Source organism: Kribbella sp. VKM Ac-2569, from assembly GCF_004216905.1.
Taxonomy (GTDB): Bacteria; Actinomycetota; Actinomycetes; order Propionibacteriales; family Kribbellaceae; genus Kribbella.
Genome location: NZ_SGXJ01000001.1, coordinates 1,507,576 through 1,525,080, shown reverse-complemented (window position 1 = coordinate 1,525,080; position 17,505 = coordinate 1,507,576). Strand labels below are relative to the sequence as shown.

Genomic DNA, 17,505 nt, shown 5'->3' with positions numbered 1-17,505 from the left:
GGCTGCGCACGTTGTGAAGTAGAGGGCCCACGGGGCGAGGTTGTAGTCGTGGACTCGGAGGTGGGCGGCCTGTGGCGGCGAGACTCCTAGATCCACCTTGTCCATCATAGGTTGTCTGAATCTGTCTGGTTGATCCCTTGACGTGCAGTTATGCGCACTGGCTAACTGGCTTCACCCGCCCATGCCCGAGGAGACTCGATGCGCCTGCTCCGGTCTGCTGTCTGCGTGTTCGCCCTGGTTGCCCCACTCGCACTTCTGCCGCAGTACGCCGGTGCGACCGATCCAGCTGTTGCCGCGGTCTCGCCCGAGCCGCAGCAACTCGTTCAACGTGCCGACGGCTTCCCGCTCGCCCCGGTTGTCGGACTGGTCCGCACCGCGCGCTCCGATGCGGATGCCGAGCGCGTCGTACGCCAGGCACTGAACCGCGCCGGCGTCACGAGCATCCGGACCACGAACGGCAGCGACCCCGGTACGCCGACGACCATTTGGCTGGGCCGTGACGCGTCGGCGCTCCGGGCCCTGCACGTTCCGGACAGCACCGGCTTGCCCGTCGAGGGGTACGTCCTCGCCGCCGGACGTGACAGCCACGATCGCGGCCACGTTGTGCTCGACGGCGTCGACTCCGATGGCACGTACTACGCGGCGCAGTCCCTCGCGCAGCTCATCCAGGCCCGCCCCGGCCGAGACTGGGTGCCCGGCGTCGCGATCCGGGACTGGCCGACGATGCGCTACCGCGGCGCGATCGAGGGCTTCTACGGCACGCCCTGGTCACACGCGGACCGCCTGGACGAGCTCAGCTACCTCGGCGACCATCGCATGAACACGTACGAGTACGCGCCGAAGGACGACCCGTACCACCGGGAGCAGTGGCGCGACCCGTACCCGGCCGACAAGCTCGCCCAACTCGCTGAGCTCGTCACCCGCGCGCGCCAGAACAAGGTCGACTTCACCTTCGCGCTCTCGCCGGGCCTGTCGATCTGCTACACCTCGGACGCCGACTTCCAGGCCCTGATCGCGAAGTTCCAGGCGCTGTACGACGTTGGCGCCCGATCGTTCAACGTGCCGCTCGACGACATCGACTACAACTCGTGGCACTGCGCCGCGGACAAGACGAAGTACGGCACGGGCGGAGGCGCCGCCGGCCGGGCGCAGAGCGATCTGCTCAACCGGGTGCAACGCGAATGGGTCGAGACCAAGCCGGACGTCGCGCCGCTGCAGATGGTGCCGACGGAGTACTACAACGTCAGCGAAACGCCGTACAAGAAGGCTTTGCGGGAGCAGCTCGACACCGACGTGGTCGTGCACTGGACCGGGATCGGAGTGGTGCCGCGGACGATCACGGCGGCGCAGGCGGCCCAGGCGAAGGCTGTGTTCGGCCACGACATCCTGATCTGGGACAACTACCCGGTCAACGACTACGCCGCCGGCCGGCTGCTGCTCGCGCCGTACAGCGGCCGGGAGCCCGCCATCGCCGATCACGTCGCCGGCGTCATCTCGAATCCGATGAATCAGGCGGCAGTCAGCAAGATTGCCCTGTACTCGTTCGCCGAGCTCGGCTGGAACCCGGCGAAGTACGACGAGCAGGCGTCCTGGCGCCGCGCGCTGGCCGAGCGGGCGGGCGGCAACCCGGCGACGGCCGCGGCCTTGCAGGTGTTCGCGGATCTGAACACGTACGACGGCACGCTGCATCCGGAGAGTGCGCCCGTGTTCGGTGCCGCGGTCGAGCAGTTCTGGCAGCTGTGGCGATCCGGGCAGCGCGCCCAGGCGATCGCCGTACTGCGGCCACGGGTGAGCGCCATCACCGCTGCACCGGCGACGATCCGGTCGGGCGTTGTCGATCCCGCGTTCGCCGACGAGGCGGAATCGTGGCTCAAGGCAACAGAGTTGTGGGGACAGGCGATGGGGCGCGCCCTCGATCTGCTCGCGGCGCTGGACGCCGGCGACGGAGCGGCGGCCTGGACCGCGCGGCAGCAGATGAGCGGTCTCGTCACCGAGGCCAAGGCGATCCGGGACGGCCGGCTGCCGCACAGCAGTACCTATCCGCGGATCGGTGAACGGGTCGTCGACGAACTGATCGCCGAGACCGGTCGGGTGTACGACCGCTGGCTCGGCGTACAGCCGGGTCGCACCGCGACGACGAACCTGGGGACCTATCAGGACAATGTGCCGGCGCGAATGGTCGATGGAGACCCGAACACGTTCTTCTGGAGCAACGGCGCTCCCGATCAGGGCTCCGAGATCCGGGTCGATCTGGGCGAACCGGCGACCATCGGCGCGATCGAACTGCTGATGGGCAAGGCCTCCAGCCCGAACGACTACATCCAGTCCGGCGCGTTGGAGTACTCGCTCGACGGCACACGATGGACCGAGCTGACCCGCGCCACCACGGCCGAAGTGCGGACCACGGCGCCGGCCGGCACGACCGCGCGTTATGTGCGGTACCGGTCGTTGTCCGCGACCGATTTCTGGGTGGTGGTACGAGAGTTCTCGGTGGAGACGATCGGCGGCCGGAAGACGACGCTGACGGCCAGTGGTACGCCGGCGCCCGCGCCGGGATCGTCGTACCAGCGTGCGGTGGACGGGAACCTGGAGACCGCCTATGTGCCGGTCGCGGCGCCTGGTGCCGGCGATGCGTTGACCGTCGGCCTGTCGGCGCCGAGGGAACTGGCGGGTCTCACGATTCTCCAGCAGTCGGCGAACGTGGGCTCTGCGGACGTGGAGGTCCAGGTCGGTGGAGCCTGGCAGCGCGTCGGCTCCGTCTCGTCGGCGTACGCCGAGGTGCCTGCGAACGATCTTCGCGCCGAGGCCGTGCGGCTGGTGTGGAAGAGCGGGACCCCGGCCGTCGCCGAGATTGTGCCGCTGTGGAGTGACACGCCGCTCGCCGCGCTGCACGTCGACGCGGACCGCGCCGACGTGGTCCGCGGTACGGCGTCGAGCTTCGTGGTCGACATCTCCGCCGAACGCGGCGCCGACGTGACCGGCACCTTGAGCGTCGCCCCGCCGGCAGGGTGGACCGTCGATCCGGCCAGTACGCCGGTCACCGTCAAACGTGGATTCACCCAGTCCGTCACCGTGAAGCTCACTCCTCCCGCTGACGCCGCCCTGGCCGACGTGGACATTCCGGTGACCTTCACCTCCGGCGCGACCACCTTCGACGCCGTACTGCAGGTCGCCGTACGCCCCCGCACAGATGCCGCCAACGTGGCGCTCGATCGTCCTGCCGTTGCCTCAAGCATCGAACCCGGTACGTCGTTCACGGCTGATCTCGCGGTCGACGGAGATACCGCCACGCGATGGGCGTCCGGCTACGACGACGCTTCGTGGCTGCAGGTCGACCTCGGTACGTCGACGCGCCTCGGCAAGCTCGTGGTGCGTTGGGAGGCGGCGTACGGCTCGGCGTACCAGGTGCAGGTCTCGGATGACGGGAGCACCTGGACGACCGCGACCGAGGTGACCGACGGCGACGGAGGGACCGACACGCTCTGGGTCGACGCCACCGGGCGCTACGTCCGCGTGCAGGGTGTGCACCGCGCCACGCAGTACGGCTACTCCCTCTACGAACTCGAGGCCTACCCGGCAATCTGACCTCTCCTCTTGCGGAGGCGGGGCGAGGCACGCTATTAATGCCTCTTGACGATTAGGAAAGTTTCCTAACAGTCGAGTGCACCCTCCCTGCCTGGGCACCGCCCCACCCGGAAGAAGGAGAAGAGCATGCGTACGCCCTTTCTGAAGATGTCGTCCGGACCGCCCTGGCGGATCGCCGGACGGATCGTGACAGCCCTGGCGCTGGCCGCCGTACCGGCCACCGTTTTCCTCGGTGTCGGTCACGCGGCCGAGGCGGCGGACCTGGACGATCCGGTGAAGAAGGAAATCGCCCAGCAGATCGTTTCCTCCGCGGAGAACTCGTCGCTGAACTGGCGGGACCAGTTCGGCTACATCGAGGACATCGGCGACGGCCGCGGCTACACGGCCGGCATCATCGGTTTCTGCTCGGGGACGCACGACATGCTCGAACTGGTCGAGTACTACACCGATCAGGTGCCGGACAACCCGCTCGCCGAGTACCTTCCGGCGCTCCGGGAGGTCGACGGCAGCGACTCGCACGAGGGACTGGACCCCGGCTTCACCGACGCCTGGAAGCAGGCGGCCGCGACGACGGAGTTCCAGGCCGCGCAGGAACACGAGCGCGACCGTGTCTACTTCAACCCGGCCGTCACGCTGGCCAAGCAGGACGGCCTGCGGACGCTGGGCCAGTTCGCCTACTACGACGCCATCGTCATGCACGGCGAGGGTGGCCTGGACAGCATCCGCGCCGACGCGAAGAGCCACGCCGACACCCCGGCCGACGGCGGCGACGAGACGGAGTACCTGAACGCGTTCCTCGATGCGCGCGTTGTGGAGATGAAGAAGGAGGCGGCGCACGAGGACACCAGCCGGGTCGACACCGCGCAACGGGTCTTCCTCGACAACGGGAACCTGGACCTGAACACGCCGCTGAGCTGGGCGGTGTACGGCGAGCCGTTCCGCATCGACACCGATCCCGACCCCGGCACCGATCCGGGCCCGGACCCCGCCGGTGTGCTGATCTCGCAGCACCGGCCGACGACCTCGTCCTCGACCGAGGACTCGACACTGACCGCCGACCGCGCCGTCGACGGCAACACGTCCACCCGCTGGGCGAGCGCCGAAGGGTCCGATCCGCAGTGGATCCGAGTCGATCTCGGAGCGGGAGCAACCGTCTCGAAGGTCAGGCTGACCTGGGAGGCGGCGTACGCGAAGGCCTACCGGGTCGAGATCTCCGACGACGGCTCCACCTGGACGAACCTCGCCACCGAGTCGGCAGGTAACGGCGGCACCGACGAGTGGTCGAACCTGAACGGCCAGGGCCGGTACCTGCGCGTCTACGGGACCGCACGCGGCACGACGTACGGCTACTCCCTCTTCGAACTAGAAGCCTTCGGCAAGACGAGCTAGCCACATCGAACTGCGCGGTGGCGGGTTGTTTCACGCCTGGCGTGCAACAACCCGCTACTTGCGCAACAACCTGCCAGCCGCGCGAACAGCACGAGGCCTTTGAACATGAGAAGTCTGTAATGTTCGGCTCATGCGGTTCTTCGGGAGGGATCGCAGGCTTTGAGGATGCGATCTCCACGCGTGATCTACGGGGTCGTCGCCGGCGTGCTGGTGGTGGCCGGGTTCGTGCTGCCCCGGTACCTGGCCGGCCGGTCCGCGCCGGAACTCGGCGACACAGTCGTCGTACCGGCCTCTACCGTTACGCCGACCCCGGCTCCCTCGATCTCGCCGCCGACCACGGGAGCCTCGCCGGTTTCGCCCGCGCCGGCCCGGACGGCCGGGGTGGACGACGATGATGACGGTGTGGACGACCCGGACGACGATGGCTGATCGCCGCCCGGTGGTCAGCGCCCGGGTGCGGATCATCGGCTGGATGTTCGGCGTCCTCACGCTTGCGCTGGGCGCCTTGGTCTTCCTCACCTGGCAGGTCCTCGCAGCCCGCGCCGACGACTCCGCGGACGACGAACTCACCCATGAGGCGAACAAGTTCCGCGCCTTCGCTGCCTCGCCCGCCGCCGCGTCCTTCCAACGCCCGGAGGATCTGCTGGACCGATGGCTGCAGAGCAATCTGCCGGACGATTCCGAGGCCCTGTTCACCATCGTCAACGGCAACCCGTACCACCGCAGCCAGGGCAGCCCGCCCGCACGCCTCGATACCGACGCTGCTTTCGTACGGCGCCTCGCCGGCGCCACGGAACCGGCGTACGGCTGGATCGACAGCACCGCGGGCCGCGTCCGGTACGGCGTACTTCCGGTGCGGATCGGGGCGCAGCCGGTCCGCGCGCAGCTCGTCGTACTCGAGTTCCGGGACCTGATCGCGAAGCCGTCGATGGAAGCGGCCCGCGCGCTGGTGATCATCGCCGCGATCACGCTCGTGCTGGCCGCCGGCGCCAGTTGGCTGGTCACCGGCCGGGTGCTCGCTCCGATCCGGCAGCTGCGGACGACGGCCGAACGGATCAGCGAGACCGACCTCCGGCGCCGGATCGATGTCGTGGGCAACGACGATGTGGCGCACCTGGCACGGACGTTCAACACGATGCTGGACCGGCTCGAGGACGCGTTCGTCGCGCAGCGCGAGTTCGTCGACAACGCCGGGCACGAGCTGCGGACCCCGATCACGGTGATTCGCGGGCATCTGGAACTGATGGGCGACGACCCGCGGGACCGCGCTGAGACGAAGGCGCTCGTGCTGGACGAACTGGCCCGAATGAACCGGATGGTCGACGACCTGCTGGTCCTCGCGAAGAGCGACCGGCCCGGGTTCCTCGAACTCGGCGAGGTCAATCTGACCGAACTCGTCGTCGAAGTGGTCGCCAAGGCGCGACCGCTGGCCGAGCGAGCCTGGCGGGTCGCGGCGACCGCGGACGCGACGATCCTCGCCGACGGGCAGCGGCTCACACAGGCCCTGATGCAGTTGGTGTCCAATGCGGTCCGGCATACGAAGACGGATGACCGGATCGAGGTCGGGTCGTACCTCGACGCCGACGGCAGCGTGCTGCTGTGGGTGGCCGACTCCGGGCCGGGGGTTCCGCCGGAGGATCGGGAGCGGATCTTCGAGCGGTTCGCTCGCGGTACGGCGCAACGCCGTACGGAAGGAGCCGGGTTGGGTTTGGCGATCGTACGATCGATCGCCCGGGCGCATGGCGGCGACGTACGGTTGGCCGCCGGGCCGGGTGCGCGGTTCGAGCTGACGTTGCCGGCCGGAGTGGAGGCGGAGTGAACCGGATTCTGATCGCCGAGGACGAGGAGCGGATCGCCTCGTTCGTCGAGCGCGGCCTGCGCAGCAACGGGTTCGTGACGACGGTAGTCGGCGACGGCGAGACGGCGTACCAGGAAGGTGCTACCGGCAACTACGACCTGATGGTCCTGGACATCGGGCTGCCTCGGGTGGACGGGTTCACCGTGCTGCGACGGTTGCGTGAGGCAAGGGTCGCGATGCCGGTGGTGATCCTGACGGCGCGCGACAGCGTCCGGGACAAGGTTGCCGGGCTGGAGGGCGGTGCGGACGACTACCTCGCCAAGCCGTTCGCGTTCGAGGAGCTGCTGGCGCGGGTCCGGCTCCGGCTGCGCAGCGAAGGCACGCCGGACGCGAACATCCTGCAGGTCGGAGAGCTCAGCCTGGACCTGCGGACCCGGCGCGTGTTCGTCGACGGCGCGTCGATCGACCTCACAGCGAGGGAGTTCCTGCTCGCCGAGGTGTTCTGTCGGCATCCCGACCAGGTGCTGTCGCGCGAACAGCTGCTCTCGCAGGTCTGGGGCTTCGACTTCGACCCGGGCTCGAACGTGGTCGACGTCTACATCCGGTACCTGCGCCGCAAGCTCGGCGCCGACCGGATCCAGACCGTGCGCGGGATGGGGTACCGCCTGCTTCCGTGAGAGGTCTCTCACGATCGCCTCAGCGGGTTCTCACGGCAGGGCGGAAAGATGGAAGCAACATCAGCCACCTGGAGGAAACCATGTCCGGTCTGGGACTCGCGATACCCGCCGACCTGCTCACCATCGCTCTGCTTGCCTACGGCACCTACTTTCGCCGCTACCACCGGCGCGACCTGCTGCTCGCGTACGTCGCGCTGAACGTCGGCGTCCTCGCGGTCACCGCGATGCTGGCCGGTAGTGGCGCCGGGGTGGGGCTCGGGCTCGGCCTGTTCGGGATCCTCTCGATCATCCGGCTCCGCTCGGACTCGATCACCCAGGAAGAGGTCGCGTACTACTTCATCTCGCTGGCCCTCGGCCTCGTCAACGGCCTGCATCCCGGTCCGTTCTGGCTCGCGCCCGCGTTGAGCTTCCTGCTCGTCGCCCTGATGTACGTCGTCGACCACCCGCGACTCACGCTGCGGTCGCGGCGTCAGAAGGTCGTTCTCGATCAGGCGTATCCGGATGTCCGTGACGTCGGTCCGGCGCTCGAGCGGTTGCTGCGCGCCGACGTCCGGTACTTCGTCGTACTCGATCTGGATCTGGTCACCGACACGACCGTCGTCGACGTCCGCTATCGCACGCGGGCGGACGCGCCGGCCGCCGTACGTCCGTTCCAGCGGTACGCGTCGTGAGGACCCGGGCCGCGTTGACGGGCGCGCTCGCCGAGTTGCGGCCGATCTCGCTGGAGGAGGTGCTGGCCGAGGCGGCGCTGCAGGTTCGGGTGGATCGCAAGTACCTGGTGCCGGTCGGGGTGTTCGTCGAACTGGTGAACCGGTTGCGCGACCGGTTCGCCGTACTGGAGATCGACGGGCAGCGGAGCTTTCAGTACGAGTCCGTGTACTTCGACACGCCGTCGCACGGACTGTACCGGCAGCATCTCCAGCGCCGGCGCTACCGGTACAAGGTGCGTACGCGGACCTATCTGGACAGCGGCGAGTGCAGCTTCGAGGTGAAGCTGAAGGGCAATCGCTCCGAGACGATCAAGTCACGCCTGCCGTACGCCGCCTCGGATCGCGGGCGGTTGACGGGTCCCGCTCACGATTTCCTCGCCGAGCAGCTCAGGACGGCGTACGGCGTGGGGCCCGTCGACGGACTGCGGCCCGCGCTTCTCACGACGTACCGCAGGAGCACGCTCACTGACCCGACGGCACACGAGCGCCTGACCTGCGACATCGACCTGCGCTTCTCCGACGCGACCAGCTCGATCGACGTCCTGCCCGACTCCGTCCTCGTCGAAAGCAAGACCAACGGCCAGACCGGAGCCGCAGACGCCGTACTGCGGGACCTCCGAATCCGCCCGATCCAGGTCAGCAAATACTGCGTGGCGGCCGCGCTCCTGAACCCGACTCTCCGAGCCAACCCCTGGCACCGAACTGTCCACCGCTTGGTTGTGGGGTGAGGGTCGGGGTACCGGGAGGGGCGATGGAAGGAGTGACCGACATGCCTGCAGGATCGAATCGGAAGCGCGAACGGCAGTACGAGCACATCAAGGAAGGCCTGAAGGACCGGGGCCGGAGCGAGGACATCGCCGAGGAGATCGCGGCGCGCACCGTGAACAAGGAGCGTGCCCGCGCCGGCGAGGCGAAGGAGTCGAGCCGTTCCTCCACCCACGACATCTCGTCCGGACGCCGCGGCGGACTGCGCTCGCACAGCGGTTCGAAGGGTCGCACGAAGGAACAGCTCTACAACGAGGCCAAGCAGAAGAACATCAAGGGCCGCTCGACCATGACCAAGGCCCAGCTCGCCAAGGCCGTCGGCCGTTAGGCCGGGTCCACAAGCGGGCGCCGCGGTTCACGCGGTCGTAGCGTCCGGCCCCAGGTTGCGGCGGATCCAGTTCTCGATGCCTGCCACGTGTGACAGCGACAGCGCGGCGGCGACGCTGGGCTGCCGGTCACCGATCGCGAGGGCGATCGCGCGGTGCTCGCGCTTCGTCTGCTCGAAGGCGTCTTCCTGAGTGACAGCTCGCCAGGTTCGGGCTTGGTGGGTACGTCCGGCGACGCTGTCGATCAACGAGCACAACACCGGATTGCCCGCGGCCGTCGCGATCCGGTGGTGGAACTCCAGGTCGTTCGCCACAACGTCGCCGACCGGGCTGTCGACGTCGACAGCCCCGGTCAGCGCGAGTAGTTCGGCCACGTCGTCGGCGCTCATCAGGAGCGCGGCCTTCTCTGCGGCCATCGGTTCGAGCGCCCGGCGTACCTCGAACAGGTCGAGGATGCCGGAGTCCTGATGGAAGTCGATGATGAAGCTCATCGTCTCCAGGAGCAGGTCGGGCGTCAGGCTCGTGACATAGGTACCGTCGCCCCGCCGTACGTCGAGGATCCGCAGCATCGACAGCACGCTGACCGCCTCGCGCAGCGGGCTCCGCGAGATGCCGAGCTGGTCGGCGAGATCTGCCTCGCGAGGCAGCTTGTCGCCCGGCTTGAGGCGGCCGTCGAGAATCATCGTCTTGATCTTCTCGATCGCGACGTCGGTCAGCGCCATCCGGCTCCCTTCTCAGTCCTTTGGACGTAGGCGCAGCGTAGCCATGCCGCCGTCGACCGCGAGCGCCGTACCCGCCGTCGAGCCGGAGGAAGGCCCAGCCAGGTAGACGACTGCGAGTGCGACCTCCTCGGCGGAGACCAACCGTCCGTGCGGTTGACGCGCGTCAAGGGCAGCGCGCTCGGCGACGGGATCGGGCGCCGCGTCGAGCAGGCGCTGCACCCAGGGAGTTGCCGCCGTACCGGGGTTCACGCAGTTGACCCGGATACCTTCGCGGAGATGGTCGGCGGCCATCGCCAGCGTCAGCGACTGCACCGCGCCTTTCGTGGTGGAGTAGAGCGCTCGCTGGGGAATGCCGGTGGTCGCGGCGACCGAGGCGACGTTGACGATCGCGGCAGCCGGTGACTCACGGAGGTACGCGAGTGCGGCCCGGCTGACCCGGACCGCGCCCATCACGTTGACGTCGAAGACCCGGTGCCACTGGTCGTCCGGGTTGTCCTCGATCGTGCCCTGTGCGCCGATGCCCGCGTTGTTGACCACCACGTCAATTCGGCCGAACGCCTCGACGACCTGCTGAACCGCCGTACGCACACTGGCGTCATCCGTCACGTCGGCCTTGATCCCGAGCACGCCCTCCGGGACGCCAGCAGGTTCGAGGTCGAACGCCGCGACGCGCGCACCCCGCGCGGTGAGTTCGCGGGCGACGGCCGCACCGATGCCCGATCCGCCTCCGGTGACGATCGCGACCAGGCCGTCGAACTCCCCGGCGCTCATCAGGCGCCCTCGAACGCGACGTACTCCTGGCGCTGCCGGCCCAGACCGTCGATCTCCACCTCGACAACGTCGCCGGGCCGCAGATACGAGAACCGGCCGGACAGCGCCACGCCCTCCGGCGTTCCCGTCATGATCAGGTCGCCCGGGTCGAGCACCATGTACTGGCTCAGGTGATGGATGACCGTGGCGACGTCGAAGATCTGGTCGGCGGTGCTGGAATCCTGGCGGGGCTCGCCGTTGACGAAGCTGCGCAGGCTGAGCTTCTGGTGCTCGATCTCGTCGGGAGTGATCAGCCAAGGACCGACCGGACTGAAGCCGGCGGCGATCTTGCCCTTGCTCCACTGGCCGCCGGACTGCTCGATCTGGAAGGCGCGCTCGGACAGATCGTTGGCCACCACGAAACCGGCGACATGCTCCAGGCTGTCCGCGGGGGAGTCGAGGTACGACGCACGCTTGCCGATCACCACTCCGAGCTCGACCTCCCAATCCGTTTTCGTGCTGTCCTTGGGGATCGTCACGGGGTCGTTCGGGCCGGCCAGCGTGTTCGGTGCCTTGAAGAAGATGACCGGCGACGACGGCGGCTCGGCGCCGGACTCGGCGGCGTGCGCGGCGTAGTTCATGCCGATGCAGACAATGGCGCCCGGCCGGGCGATCGGCGGACCGATCCGCAGGTCGTCGGCGTTCTCGACCAGCGGCAGTTCATCGGCGGCCAGTGCGGCCGCGACCCGGGTCGGCCCGTCGGACTCCCAGAACCGCGCGTCGAGGTCCGCGGTGAGCCCGGCGAGGCTGCGGACGCCGTCCCCGGTGACGACGACCGGCGCTTCCGCACCGAGAGGACCCAAGCGGGCGAACTTCATCGCACTACCTCCAGATCGTATCTTTAGCCGCTTTGACTGGCTGATTCGCGGCTTCGGTTCACATTGACAGGTGAAACATATGATGTCTAGCGTGCGTCCACAGTTCAGAACGCTGGGGAGCAGACGTGATTGACGTACCGCGGTTCGGTCTCGGGTGCGCACCGCTCGGCAACCTTTTCCGGCAGTACTCCGAGGCCGAGGCCGACGCGATCCTCGACGCGGCCTGGAACGCCGGCGTCCGGCACTTCGACACCGCACCGCACTACGGGCTGGGGTTGTCCGAGCAGCGCGTGGGCCGTTTCCTCGCTACGAAGCCGCGCGACGAGTACGTTCTGTCGACCAAGGTCGGGCGCCTGCTGCGGGAGGATCCGTCGTGGGACGGATCGGCGATGGCCGCCGGCGGATTCGTCGTACCTGCGCGTCTGCAGCGGGTGCTCGATTACTCGGGTGCCGGAGTACGGGCGTCGGTCGAGGAGTCACTGGACCGGCTGGGCTTGGATCGGGTCGACATCCTCTATGTGCACGACCCGGAGTTGTCCGGGATCCCTGGCGCGACGGACTCGGCGTTGGCGGCACTCGCCGAGTTGCGGGACGAGGGGATCGTTGCGGCGATCGGCACCGGTTCGCTTGGCATTGATGCTCAGCTGACCACGGTCCGCACTGGGCTGGCCGACGTACTGATGGTGGCCAATCGCTACACGTTGCTGGACCAGAGCGCCGTACCGGAGCTGGTGGATGCGTGTGATGTGCACGGGGTACGGATTGTGGCGGCGGCTGTGTTCAACAGCGGGCTGCTTGCTTTCACGCCGAGCCGCGACGCGAAGTACGACTACGAAGCTGTTCCCGACGACGTCTTCGCTCGTGCGCTCGAGATCGACAAGGTTTGCGCCGACCACGGCGTCGACCTTCCCGCCGCTGCGCTCCAGTACCCGCTGCTCGATCCGCGCGTCATCTCAGTCGTCGCAGGCGCCGCAACTCCCGACCAACTCCGCCAAAACCTGACCCACCTCGACGCCCCGATCCCACCGGCACTCTGGCAAGCCCTCACCACCCGCGGCCTCATCCCGAGCTAAGCCAGTCGGGGTATCTCCTCCCGTTGGACAGGAGGTGTCGGGTGGCTGGGTAGTGCACCTGAGCGTGATTGTGGTCGTGCGTACGGTGTCTCGCTGGTGCACTACCTGTCGAGCTTGCACACCGTCGACCGACCGGCGGGGCGGCCGTTCGGGGTCGGCGAAGGCGTCGTACGCGGTCGATGCCAATGGCAACCTGTCGAAGGGCCGGAAGTCGTACCCGCTGACGATGAAGCCCGTGGTCGAGGTACGCCGAGCTGCTTCAACGTCTGTGCGGCCTGAGCGTACGCAAGCACCCGCTCCGGGCGACGCGCCGGAGTTATGCGCTGCTGCCGATCATCGTCGAACGACCAACCACTGGATTCCATGCAGCACATTCCTCCCGTTGAGTTGGCACGCAGAGACCATCATCAGTCGTCTCACCGCTGACCGCAGCGGTACAGCGTGTCAGGGGTGCAGCAGAGCGCCGAAACTCTGCTCGACTGCCTTGAGTGACTGCTCGACTGTCTGGCCATCGACCACGATGACGCGTGCGTCGGTCCCCTCGAGCTGACTTCGCACCAGCTCCCAACCCCAGACCAGACCGCCATGCTCGCCGCCTGGATTCCTGCCTTCCAGCCGTGCAAGCTGTTCGTCCTTGGAAGGCATCAGCCACACGGCGTTCTCGGCAACCCCAGCCATTGCCGGCGTGACAAAGGCACCCTCGACAACCACCGATGTCGCCACAGGCAACGACCGGATGTCCTCGATGATCATCGGCCGCCGATCAAAATCCCCTGGCCCGCTCCCCAACACATGAAGCCCCGCCGCGGCCGCGCGCTCCTCATGATCCAGAGCATGAGCATCCACGCTGTACCAAACAAACCCGTACTTCCGCGCCAGCAACCGACTCACCGTCGTCTTGCCCGCCCCAGCCGGCCCACCCACCCAAAAGATCATATAAATCAAGTCTATCCACGGCGTCCTAGTCGGTCGGGGTGGTCAGCTGGACGGTCTGGCCGGTGCTGATGGAGTCTTCGATCGCGCAGATGATCTGTGTGACGAGTACGCCGTGGTCGATGTCTGGTCCGAGGTCGCCGCCGTCGACGAGTCCCGCCGCGAAGTTCTGCACCATCCACACGGCAGGGCCGACCTGCGATCGCCCGATCCGGCCGGAGACCGGCCACGCCGACCGGTACTTGTCGCTCACCACAGTGAGGCCCTGATGCGACAGATCCGCGGTCACCGACCCCTCGGTGCCGATCACCTGGAACCGGAAGTCGACGATGCCGTCACCGGCGTCCGGGAGCGTCCACGCCGATGAGAGCGTCGCCGTCGATCCGTCGTCGAAGGCGACCAGGGCGTGCACCACGTCCCACGTGTCGATGCCGCGCCGAGCGAGGACACCACGAGATCCCACCGCGCTGACCGACACGGGCTTCCGGCCGGTGAGCCAGAGGACAAGGTCGAGGGTATGCGGCATGAGGAACCAGGCCGGCGACGACTGAGCCGCCCACGACAGCATGGTGGTCGGCACGAAGAAGGAGTTGCTCAGGGTGGCCGATGCCGTGATCGGCCTGCCAAGGCTCGCCATCGCTGTCTTCGCTTGTACGACGTGAGGGTTCCACCGGTTCTCGAAGCCGACGAGGCATCGAACGCCCGCGTGGTGAACCGCCGCAGCGATGGCGTGGGCGTCGTCGAGGGTGGTGGCGACCGGCTTCTCGATCAGCAGGTGCTTACCGGATTCGGCCACGTCGACGGCGATCTGGCGGTGGGCGAAGTCTGGGGTCGCTACGATCACGGCGTCCGGATCGAAGGCCTCGAGCAACTCCGGATGCGACCCGGTGACAGGTAGACCCGTGGCGGCCCTGGCGTCCTCGGCCACCTTGGCCGAGGGTTCCGCGAAGCCGACGACAGTGACATCCGGCTGCTCCTTGAGAGCCTCGGCGAACAGCCTCCCGCGCAAGCCTGCGCCGACAATGCCTATGGTGACCATCAGAACAGTGTGAAGCCGCCGTCGACCTTGACGACAGAGCCGGTCATGAAACTGGACGCCTCGCTCGCCAGGAAGATTGCCACCGGCCCCAACTCCGGCGGCAAACCGTAGCGCTTCATGGCGGCGGGATCGACACACCACTGCTTGAACTCCGGCTGGTCGACCGGCGACATCTCTGTCAGGAAGTACCCCGGCGCCATCGCGTTCACGCGGATCCCGTGCGGCGCCCACTCGGCCGCCAGAGCCTTGGTCAATTGATGGACGGCGGCCTTCGACGACAGGTACGACGCCTGCCAGCGGGGCTGGTTGACGATCTCGGCCGACATCGAACCGACGTTGACGATGGTGCCTCCGCCCCGCTGCGCCATCCGGCGTCCGACCGCACGACTGCAGTACCAGACGCCGTCGACGTTGACGGAGAACACGTCGTGCCAGGCTTCGTCGGGCGTCTCGAAGGCCCGGCCGGCGACGCCGATGCCGGCGTTGTTGAGCAACACGTCGATCTCGCCGAACTCGGTACTGACCTGCTCGACCGCACGTTCGACGTCCTCGACATCGGACACCTCGAGCTGTACGCCGTACGCGCGAATGCCGAGCTCGCTCAGTTCGTTCGCGGCGGCCTCGGCCGATGCGAGGGTGCGCGCCGTCACCGCCACCGCCGCACCGGCGTCGCCGAGCGCTTCGGCCATCGCGCGTCCAAGCCCCCGGCTACCACCGGTGACCAGAGCAACCTTGCCCTCGAGGGAGAACTTCTGCATCGCGTTCATGGCGTCCTTTCGATGGGATGGTGCGTCAGCAGCACACTATTGGTGAGGAGGATGAGTGCATGATCGACTCGCGACTTGCCGCGATCGAGGGCCGGCTCGTGGTGTCCTGCCAGGCCTACCCTGGTGAGCCGATGCGGTCCCCGGGCGTCATGGCTGCCGTCGCGCAAGCCGTCGTCGCAGGTGGTGCGAGAGGTGTCCGGGCCCAAGGTGTCGAGGACCTAGCGGCCATTCGCCCGCTTGTCGACGTCTGCCTGATCGGATTGGTCAAACGCGGAGCCGACGGCGTCTTCATCACGCCTATCGTCGCGGATGCCCTGGACTGTGTCACCGCCGGCGCGGACATCGTCGCGGTGGACGGCACGCGCCGCGACCGCCCCGACGGACAGCCCCTGGCCGCGACCGTCGCCGCCGTCCACGCAGCGGGCGCTCTGGTGATGGCCGACTGCGGCAGCCTTGACGATGCCCTCTACAGCGTCGCAGCAGGTGCCGATTGCGTCGGAACCACGCTGGCCGGCTACACCGGCGAGCGCCCGGTTACCGACGGCCCCGACCTCGACCTGCTCACCCAAGTCGTCGCGCAGCTGTCCGTCCCGGTCATCGCCGAAGGACGCATCCGCAACCCCGACGACGCCCTGGCTTGCCTCGACGCCGGCGCGTACGCCGTCGTCGTCGGGACCGCAATCACCCACCCCACCCGCATCACCCAAACCTTCACAGAACAACTGCCCCACCGCGGGACGGCGCTATCCGATGAAGGCCGTCATCCGGATCGAGACAAGTAGCCCGGGGAGGTCGGCGCCGAGTTTGGCGACGTAGCGCGTCGGCGGCTCGGATGGGAACCACCGCGCGTATTCCTCGTTCAGGCCGGTGAAGTCGGCGGGGTTTGTGAGGAGTACGCCGACCTCGATAACGTCGTCCAGGGTCGCGCCGGCGGCGTGGAGGATGGCCTCGCAGTTCGTCAGTGCCTGTCTTGTCTGCGCTTGGATGGTGCTTTCGACGAGGCTGCCGGTGCTCGGGTCGACACCGGCGGTGCCCGAGACGAGCACGTGGGGTCCGGCCTTGACTCCCTGGCTGTAGAGCGGCGAAGCCGGAGCGTTCGCGGTCGTGATGATCTGCCGTGCCATGACGGTCCTCCCTGTTCTCGCATTCCGTCCGCCAGAGCAGCATCGCAGCTTCGGCATGCTCCCGGGTGGCACTGGGTACAACTGTTCTGTGAGCAGTCAGTGGCTCGCGGTGACTTCAGAGCCGAGGAGGTCTGGCCATGAACGCCCAGCACCGGATGGTTATCGAAGCTGACAACGGAGCGGAAGTCCTGTTCGTGTGTCCGCACGAGGGTTGTGGCCGTCGCTTGGTGCTCAAGCGTTCGGGCGGACTGGTCGTGCTCGATCGAGGTGACTTCTTCGCCTTGCACTCCGGTGGGCGCGGGGTGGAGGTCTGGGCCGACATCGCCAGCTGACCTGCGCGTTTCCCCTTAGCGAAGCCTGAGTGCCGACGCTCAGCGGCACCGTGGGTGCCCACTCAGCGCTGCCCCGCACCCTCGGTACGAGGCGGATCCCACCCTGGGCCGCCCGTAGTAGGGGGAGTTAGTCATGCTGCAGTTCGATCCCAACATTCCAGGCCAGAACCCTGGCGATCCCTCCGTGATCGAGGGCAACATCACCACCCTCGAGATCGTGGACCCCGCCCTCAACTTCTGGCCGCTCGAGCGCCCCAACCACGTCCTGGACACCAAGGCGCCGTTCAAGGTCAAGGTCGAGTGGACGCTCAAGGGCTGGTTCGCGCCTGTGTGGCTTCAGGCTCTCGGCGGCAACTGGAACGTCCAGCTCTTCGCCGAGTCCATCGGCGGAGGCCCGGAGATCCTTCTGGCCGCGAGGAACGATGTTCCAGCCAGCGGGGCGGTCCTCAGCTATGCCGCAGAGCTCACCGTTCCGCCCTTCAAGTTGCCCGAGGGCAACCCGGGCGACGAGACCAGCGGGATCTACAAGCTCGTGGCCTCGGTTTTCCTCAACAGCGACCTGACCTACCTGGGCCACGGCTACGACATGATCGGGTTCGCCGAGGGACCGATCATTCAGGTCGAAGACCCGAAGTGA

General features: G+C 67.7%; 19 protein-coding genes. 12 read left to right on the top strand and 7 right to left on the bottom strand.

From position 1 onward, the window contains the following. Positions 1 to 198 precede the first annotated feature (198 nt). The 8 genes from EV649_RS07075 (at position 199) to EV649_RS07040 (ending at position 9,252) form a co-directional block, all read left to right on the top strand. Entirely contained in the window at positions 199 to 3,585 is a 3,387-nt protein-coding gene (locus tag EV649_RS07075) for a beta-N-acetylglucosaminidase domain-containing protein (RefSeq protein ID WP_130381647.1), read from the top strand. Between the two features lie 126 nt (positions 3,586 to 3,711). Further along, the gene (locus EV649_RS41965) at positions 3,712 to 4,974 is read left to right on the top strand and encodes a chitosanase (protein ID WP_130381645.1); all 1,263 of its coding nucleotides are present in this window, start codon (positions 3,712 to 3,714) and stop codon (positions 4,972 to 4,974) included. A gap of 165 nt (positions 4,975 to 5,139) precedes the next feature. Beyond that, positions 5,140 to 5,403: a hypothetical protein gene (locus tag EV649_RS07065; RefSeq protein ID WP_198682344.1), complete on the top strand. Its 264-nt coding sequence runs from the start codon at positions 5,140 to 5,142 to the stop codon at positions 5,401 to 5,403. Then, positions 5,366 to 6,793 (top strand): ATP-binding protein, encoded by a 1,428-nt coding sequence (locus EV649_RS07060; RefSeq protein WP_241997807.1) that lies wholly within the window; start codon positions 5,366 to 5,368, stop codon positions 6,791 to 6,793. Before EV649_RS07065 ends, EV649_RS07060 begins: the two co-directional genes overlap by 38 nt. Next, entirely contained in the window at positions 6,790 to 7,449 is a 660-nt protein-coding gene (locus tag EV649_RS07055) for a response regulator transcription factor (protein ID WP_130381643.1), read from the top strand. The genes EV649_RS07060 and EV649_RS07055 overlap by 4 nt, the downstream gene beginning before the upstream one ends. Positions 7,450 to 7,529: 80 nt before the next feature. Further along, on the top strand, positions 7,530 to 8,120 hold the full coding sequence (locus EV649_RS07050) for a DUF4956 domain-containing protein (RefSeq protein ID WP_130381641.1): 591 nt from the start codon (positions 7,530 to 7,532) through the stop codon (positions 8,118 to 8,120). Beyond that, positions 8,117 to 8,887 carry a polyphosphate polymerase domain-containing protein gene (locus tag EV649_RS07045; RefSeq protein ID WP_130381639.1) on the top strand — a complete coding sequence of 257 codons (771 nt, stop codon included), beginning with the start codon at positions 8,117 to 8,119 and terminating at the stop codon, positions 8,885 to 8,887. The genes EV649_RS07050 and EV649_RS07045 overlap by 4 nt, the downstream gene beginning before the upstream one ends. A 41-nt stretch (positions 8,888 to 8,928) precedes the next feature. Continuing rightward, the gene (locus EV649_RS07040; RefSeq protein WP_130381637.1) at positions 8,929 to 9,252 is read left to right on the top strand and encodes a plasmid stabilization protein; all 324 of its coding nucleotides are present in this window, start codon (positions 8,929 to 8,931) and stop codon (positions 9,250 to 9,252) included. 27 nt (positions 9,253 to 9,279) lie between these two features. Here EV649_RS07040 and EV649_RS07035 read toward each other — a convergent pair whose 3' ends face one another. From EV649_RS07035 to EV649_RS07025, 3 genes are read right to left on the bottom strand one after another with little or no spacing between them, the layout of a single operon-like run. After that, the gene (locus EV649_RS07035; RefSeq protein ID WP_130381635.1) at positions 9,280 to 9,972 is read right to left on the bottom strand and encodes a FadR/GntR family transcriptional regulator; all 693 of its coding nucleotides are present in this window, start codon (positions 9,970 to 9,972) and stop codon (positions 9,280 to 9,282) included. 12 nt (positions 9,973 to 9,984) lie between these two features. Next, entirely contained in the window at positions 9,985 to 10,743 is a 759-nt protein-coding gene (locus tag EV649_RS07030; RefSeq protein ID WP_130381633.1) for an SDR family oxidoreductase, read from the bottom strand. Continuing rightward, positions 10,743 to 11,600, bottom strand: a complete 858-nt coding sequence (locus EV649_RS07025; RefSeq protein WP_130381631.1) for a fumarylacetoacetate hydrolase family protein — start codon at positions 11,598 to 11,600, stop codon at positions 10,743 to 10,745. Before EV649_RS07025 ends, EV649_RS07030 begins: the two co-directional genes overlap by 1 nt. A 125-nt stretch (positions 11,601 to 11,725) precedes the next feature. Between EV649_RS07025 and EV649_RS07020 the strand changes: the two genes are divergently transcribed. Beyond that, positions 11,726 to 12,673 (top strand): aldo/keto reductase, encoded by a 948-nt coding sequence (locus EV649_RS07020; protein ID WP_130381629.1) that lies wholly within the window; start codon positions 11,726 to 11,728, stop codon positions 12,671 to 12,673. 444 nt (positions 12,674 to 13,117) lie between these two features. Here the strand turns inward: EV649_RS07020 and EV649_RS07015 are convergent, their stop codons facing one another. Genes EV649_RS07015 through EV649_RS07005 form a run of 3 tightly spaced genes read right to left on the bottom strand, consistent with a single transcriptional unit; the run spans position 13,118 to position 15,412 of the window. After that, positions 13,118 to 13,609 carry a hypothetical protein gene (locus EV649_RS07015; protein ID WP_130381627.1) on the bottom strand — a complete coding sequence of 164 codons (492 nt, stop codon included), beginning with the start codon at positions 13,607 to 13,609 and terminating at the stop codon, positions 13,118 to 13,120. Between the two features lie 25 nt (positions 13,610 to 13,634). Further along, positions 13,635 to 14,645: a Gfo/Idh/MocA family oxidoreductase gene (locus EV649_RS07010; protein ID WP_130381625.1), complete on the bottom strand. Its 1,011-nt coding sequence runs from the start codon at positions 14,643 to 14,645 to the stop codon at positions 13,635 to 13,637. Next, the gene (locus EV649_RS07005; protein ID WP_130381623.1) at positions 14,645 to 15,412 is read right to left on the bottom strand and encodes an SDR family oxidoreductase; all 768 of its coding nucleotides are present in this window, start codon (positions 15,410 to 15,412) and stop codon (positions 14,645 to 14,647) included. The genes EV649_RS07010 and EV649_RS07005 overlap by 1 nt, the downstream gene beginning before the upstream one ends. A gap of 59 nt (positions 15,413 to 15,471) precedes the next feature. Here EV649_RS07005 and EV649_RS07000 point away from each other — a divergent pair, with 59 nt between their 5' ends. Continuing rightward, positions 15,472 to 16,194, top strand: a complete 723-nt coding sequence (locus EV649_RS07000) for an N-acetylmannosamine-6-phosphate 2-epimerase (protein WP_130381622.1) — start codon at positions 15,472 to 15,474, stop codon at positions 16,192 to 16,194. Here the strand turns inward: EV649_RS07000 and EV649_RS06995 are convergent. After that, positions 16,156 to 16,536 (bottom strand): Rid family hydrolase, encoded by a 381-nt coding sequence (locus tag EV649_RS06995; protein WP_130381620.1) that lies wholly within the window; start codon positions 16,534 to 16,536, stop codon positions 16,156 to 16,158. The genes EV649_RS07000 and EV649_RS06995 overlap by 39 nt on opposite strands. A 137-nt stretch (positions 16,537 to 16,673) precedes the next feature. On the opposite strand from EV649_RS06995, the gene EV649_RS06990 reads away from it, so the two are divergent. Both EV649_RS06990 and EV649_RS06985 read left to right on the top strand, forming a co-directional pair. Beyond that, on the top strand, positions 16,674 to 16,868 hold the full coding sequence (locus tag EV649_RS06990) for a hypothetical protein (protein ID WP_130381618.1): 195 nt from the start codon (positions 16,674 to 16,676) through the stop codon (positions 16,866 to 16,868). A gap of 133 nt (positions 16,869 to 17,001) precedes the next feature. Continuing rightward, positions 17,002 to 17,505 (top strand): hypothetical protein, encoded by a 504-nt coding sequence (locus EV649_RS06985; RefSeq protein WP_130381616.1) that lies wholly within the window; start codon positions 17,002 to 17,004, stop codon positions 17,503 to 17,505.

What these genes read in the sequence shown, in the direction of transcription:
- EV649_RS06985 (WP_130381616.1), top strand. Translation starts at nt 17,002, where the DNA reads ATGCTGCAGTTCGATCCCAACATTCCAGGCCAGAACCCTGGCGATCCC.
- EV649_RS07035 (WP_130381635.1), bottom strand. Translation starts at nt 9,972, where the DNA reads ATGGCGCTGACCGACGTCGCGATCGAGAAGATCAAGACGATGATTCTC.
- EV649_RS07030 (WP_130381633.1), bottom strand. Translation starts at nt 10,743, where the DNA reads ATGAGCGCCGGGGAGTTCGACGGCCTGGTCGCGATCGTCACCGGAGGC.
- EV649_RS07060 (WP_241997807.1), top strand. Translation starts at nt 5,366, where the DNA reads ATGATGACGGTGTGGACGACCCGGACGACGATGGCTGATCGCCGCCCG.
- EV649_RS07000 (WP_130381622.1), top strand. Translation starts at nt 15,472, where the DNA reads ATGATCGACTCGCGACTTGCCGCGATCGAGGGCCGGCTCGTGGTGTCC.
- EV649_RS41965 (WP_130381645.1), top strand. Translation starts at nt 3,712, where the DNA reads ATGCGTACGCCCTTTCTGAAGATGTCGTCCGGACCGCCCTGGCGGATC.
- EV649_RS07005 (WP_130381623.1), bottom strand. Translation starts at nt 15,412, where the DNA reads ATGAACGCGATGCAGAAGTTCTCCCTCGAGGGCAAGGTTGCTCTGGTC.
- EV649_RS07015 (WP_130381627.1), bottom strand. Translation starts at nt 13,609, where the DNA reads ATGATCTTTTGGGTGGGTGGGCCGGCTGGGGCGGGCAAGACGACGGTG.
- EV649_RS07040 (WP_130381637.1), top strand. Translation starts at nt 8,929, where the DNA reads ATGCCTGCAGGATCGAATCGGAAGCGCGAACGGCAGTACGAGCACATC.
- EV649_RS07065 (WP_198682344.1), top strand. Translation starts at nt 5,140, where the DNA reads ATGCGATCTCCACGCGTGATCTACGGGGTCGTCGCCGGCGTGCTGGTG.
- EV649_RS07010 (WP_130381625.1), bottom strand. Translation starts at nt 14,645, where the DNA reads ATGGTCACCATAGGCATTGTCGGCGCAGGCTTGCGCGGGAGGCTGTTC.
- EV649_RS07075 (WP_130381647.1), top strand. Translation starts at nt 199, where the DNA reads ATGCGCCTGCTCCGGTCTGCTGTCTGCGTGTTCGCCCTGGTTGCCCCA.
- EV649_RS07050 (WP_130381641.1), top strand. Translation starts at nt 7,530, where the DNA reads ATGTCCGGTCTGGGACTCGCGATACCCGCCGACCTGCTCACCATCGCT.
- EV649_RS06990 (WP_130381618.1), top strand. Translation starts at nt 16,674, where the DNA reads ATGAACGCCCAGCACCGGATGGTTATCGAAGCTGACAACGGAGCGGAA.
- EV649_RS07025 (WP_130381631.1), bottom strand. Translation starts at nt 11,600, where the DNA reads ATGAAGTTCGCCCGCTTGGGTCCTCTCGGTGCGGAAGCGCCGGTCGTC.
- EV649_RS06995 (WP_130381620.1), bottom strand. Translation starts at nt 16,536, where the DNA reads ATGGCACGGCAGATCATCACGACCGCGAACGCTCCGGCTTCGCCGCTC.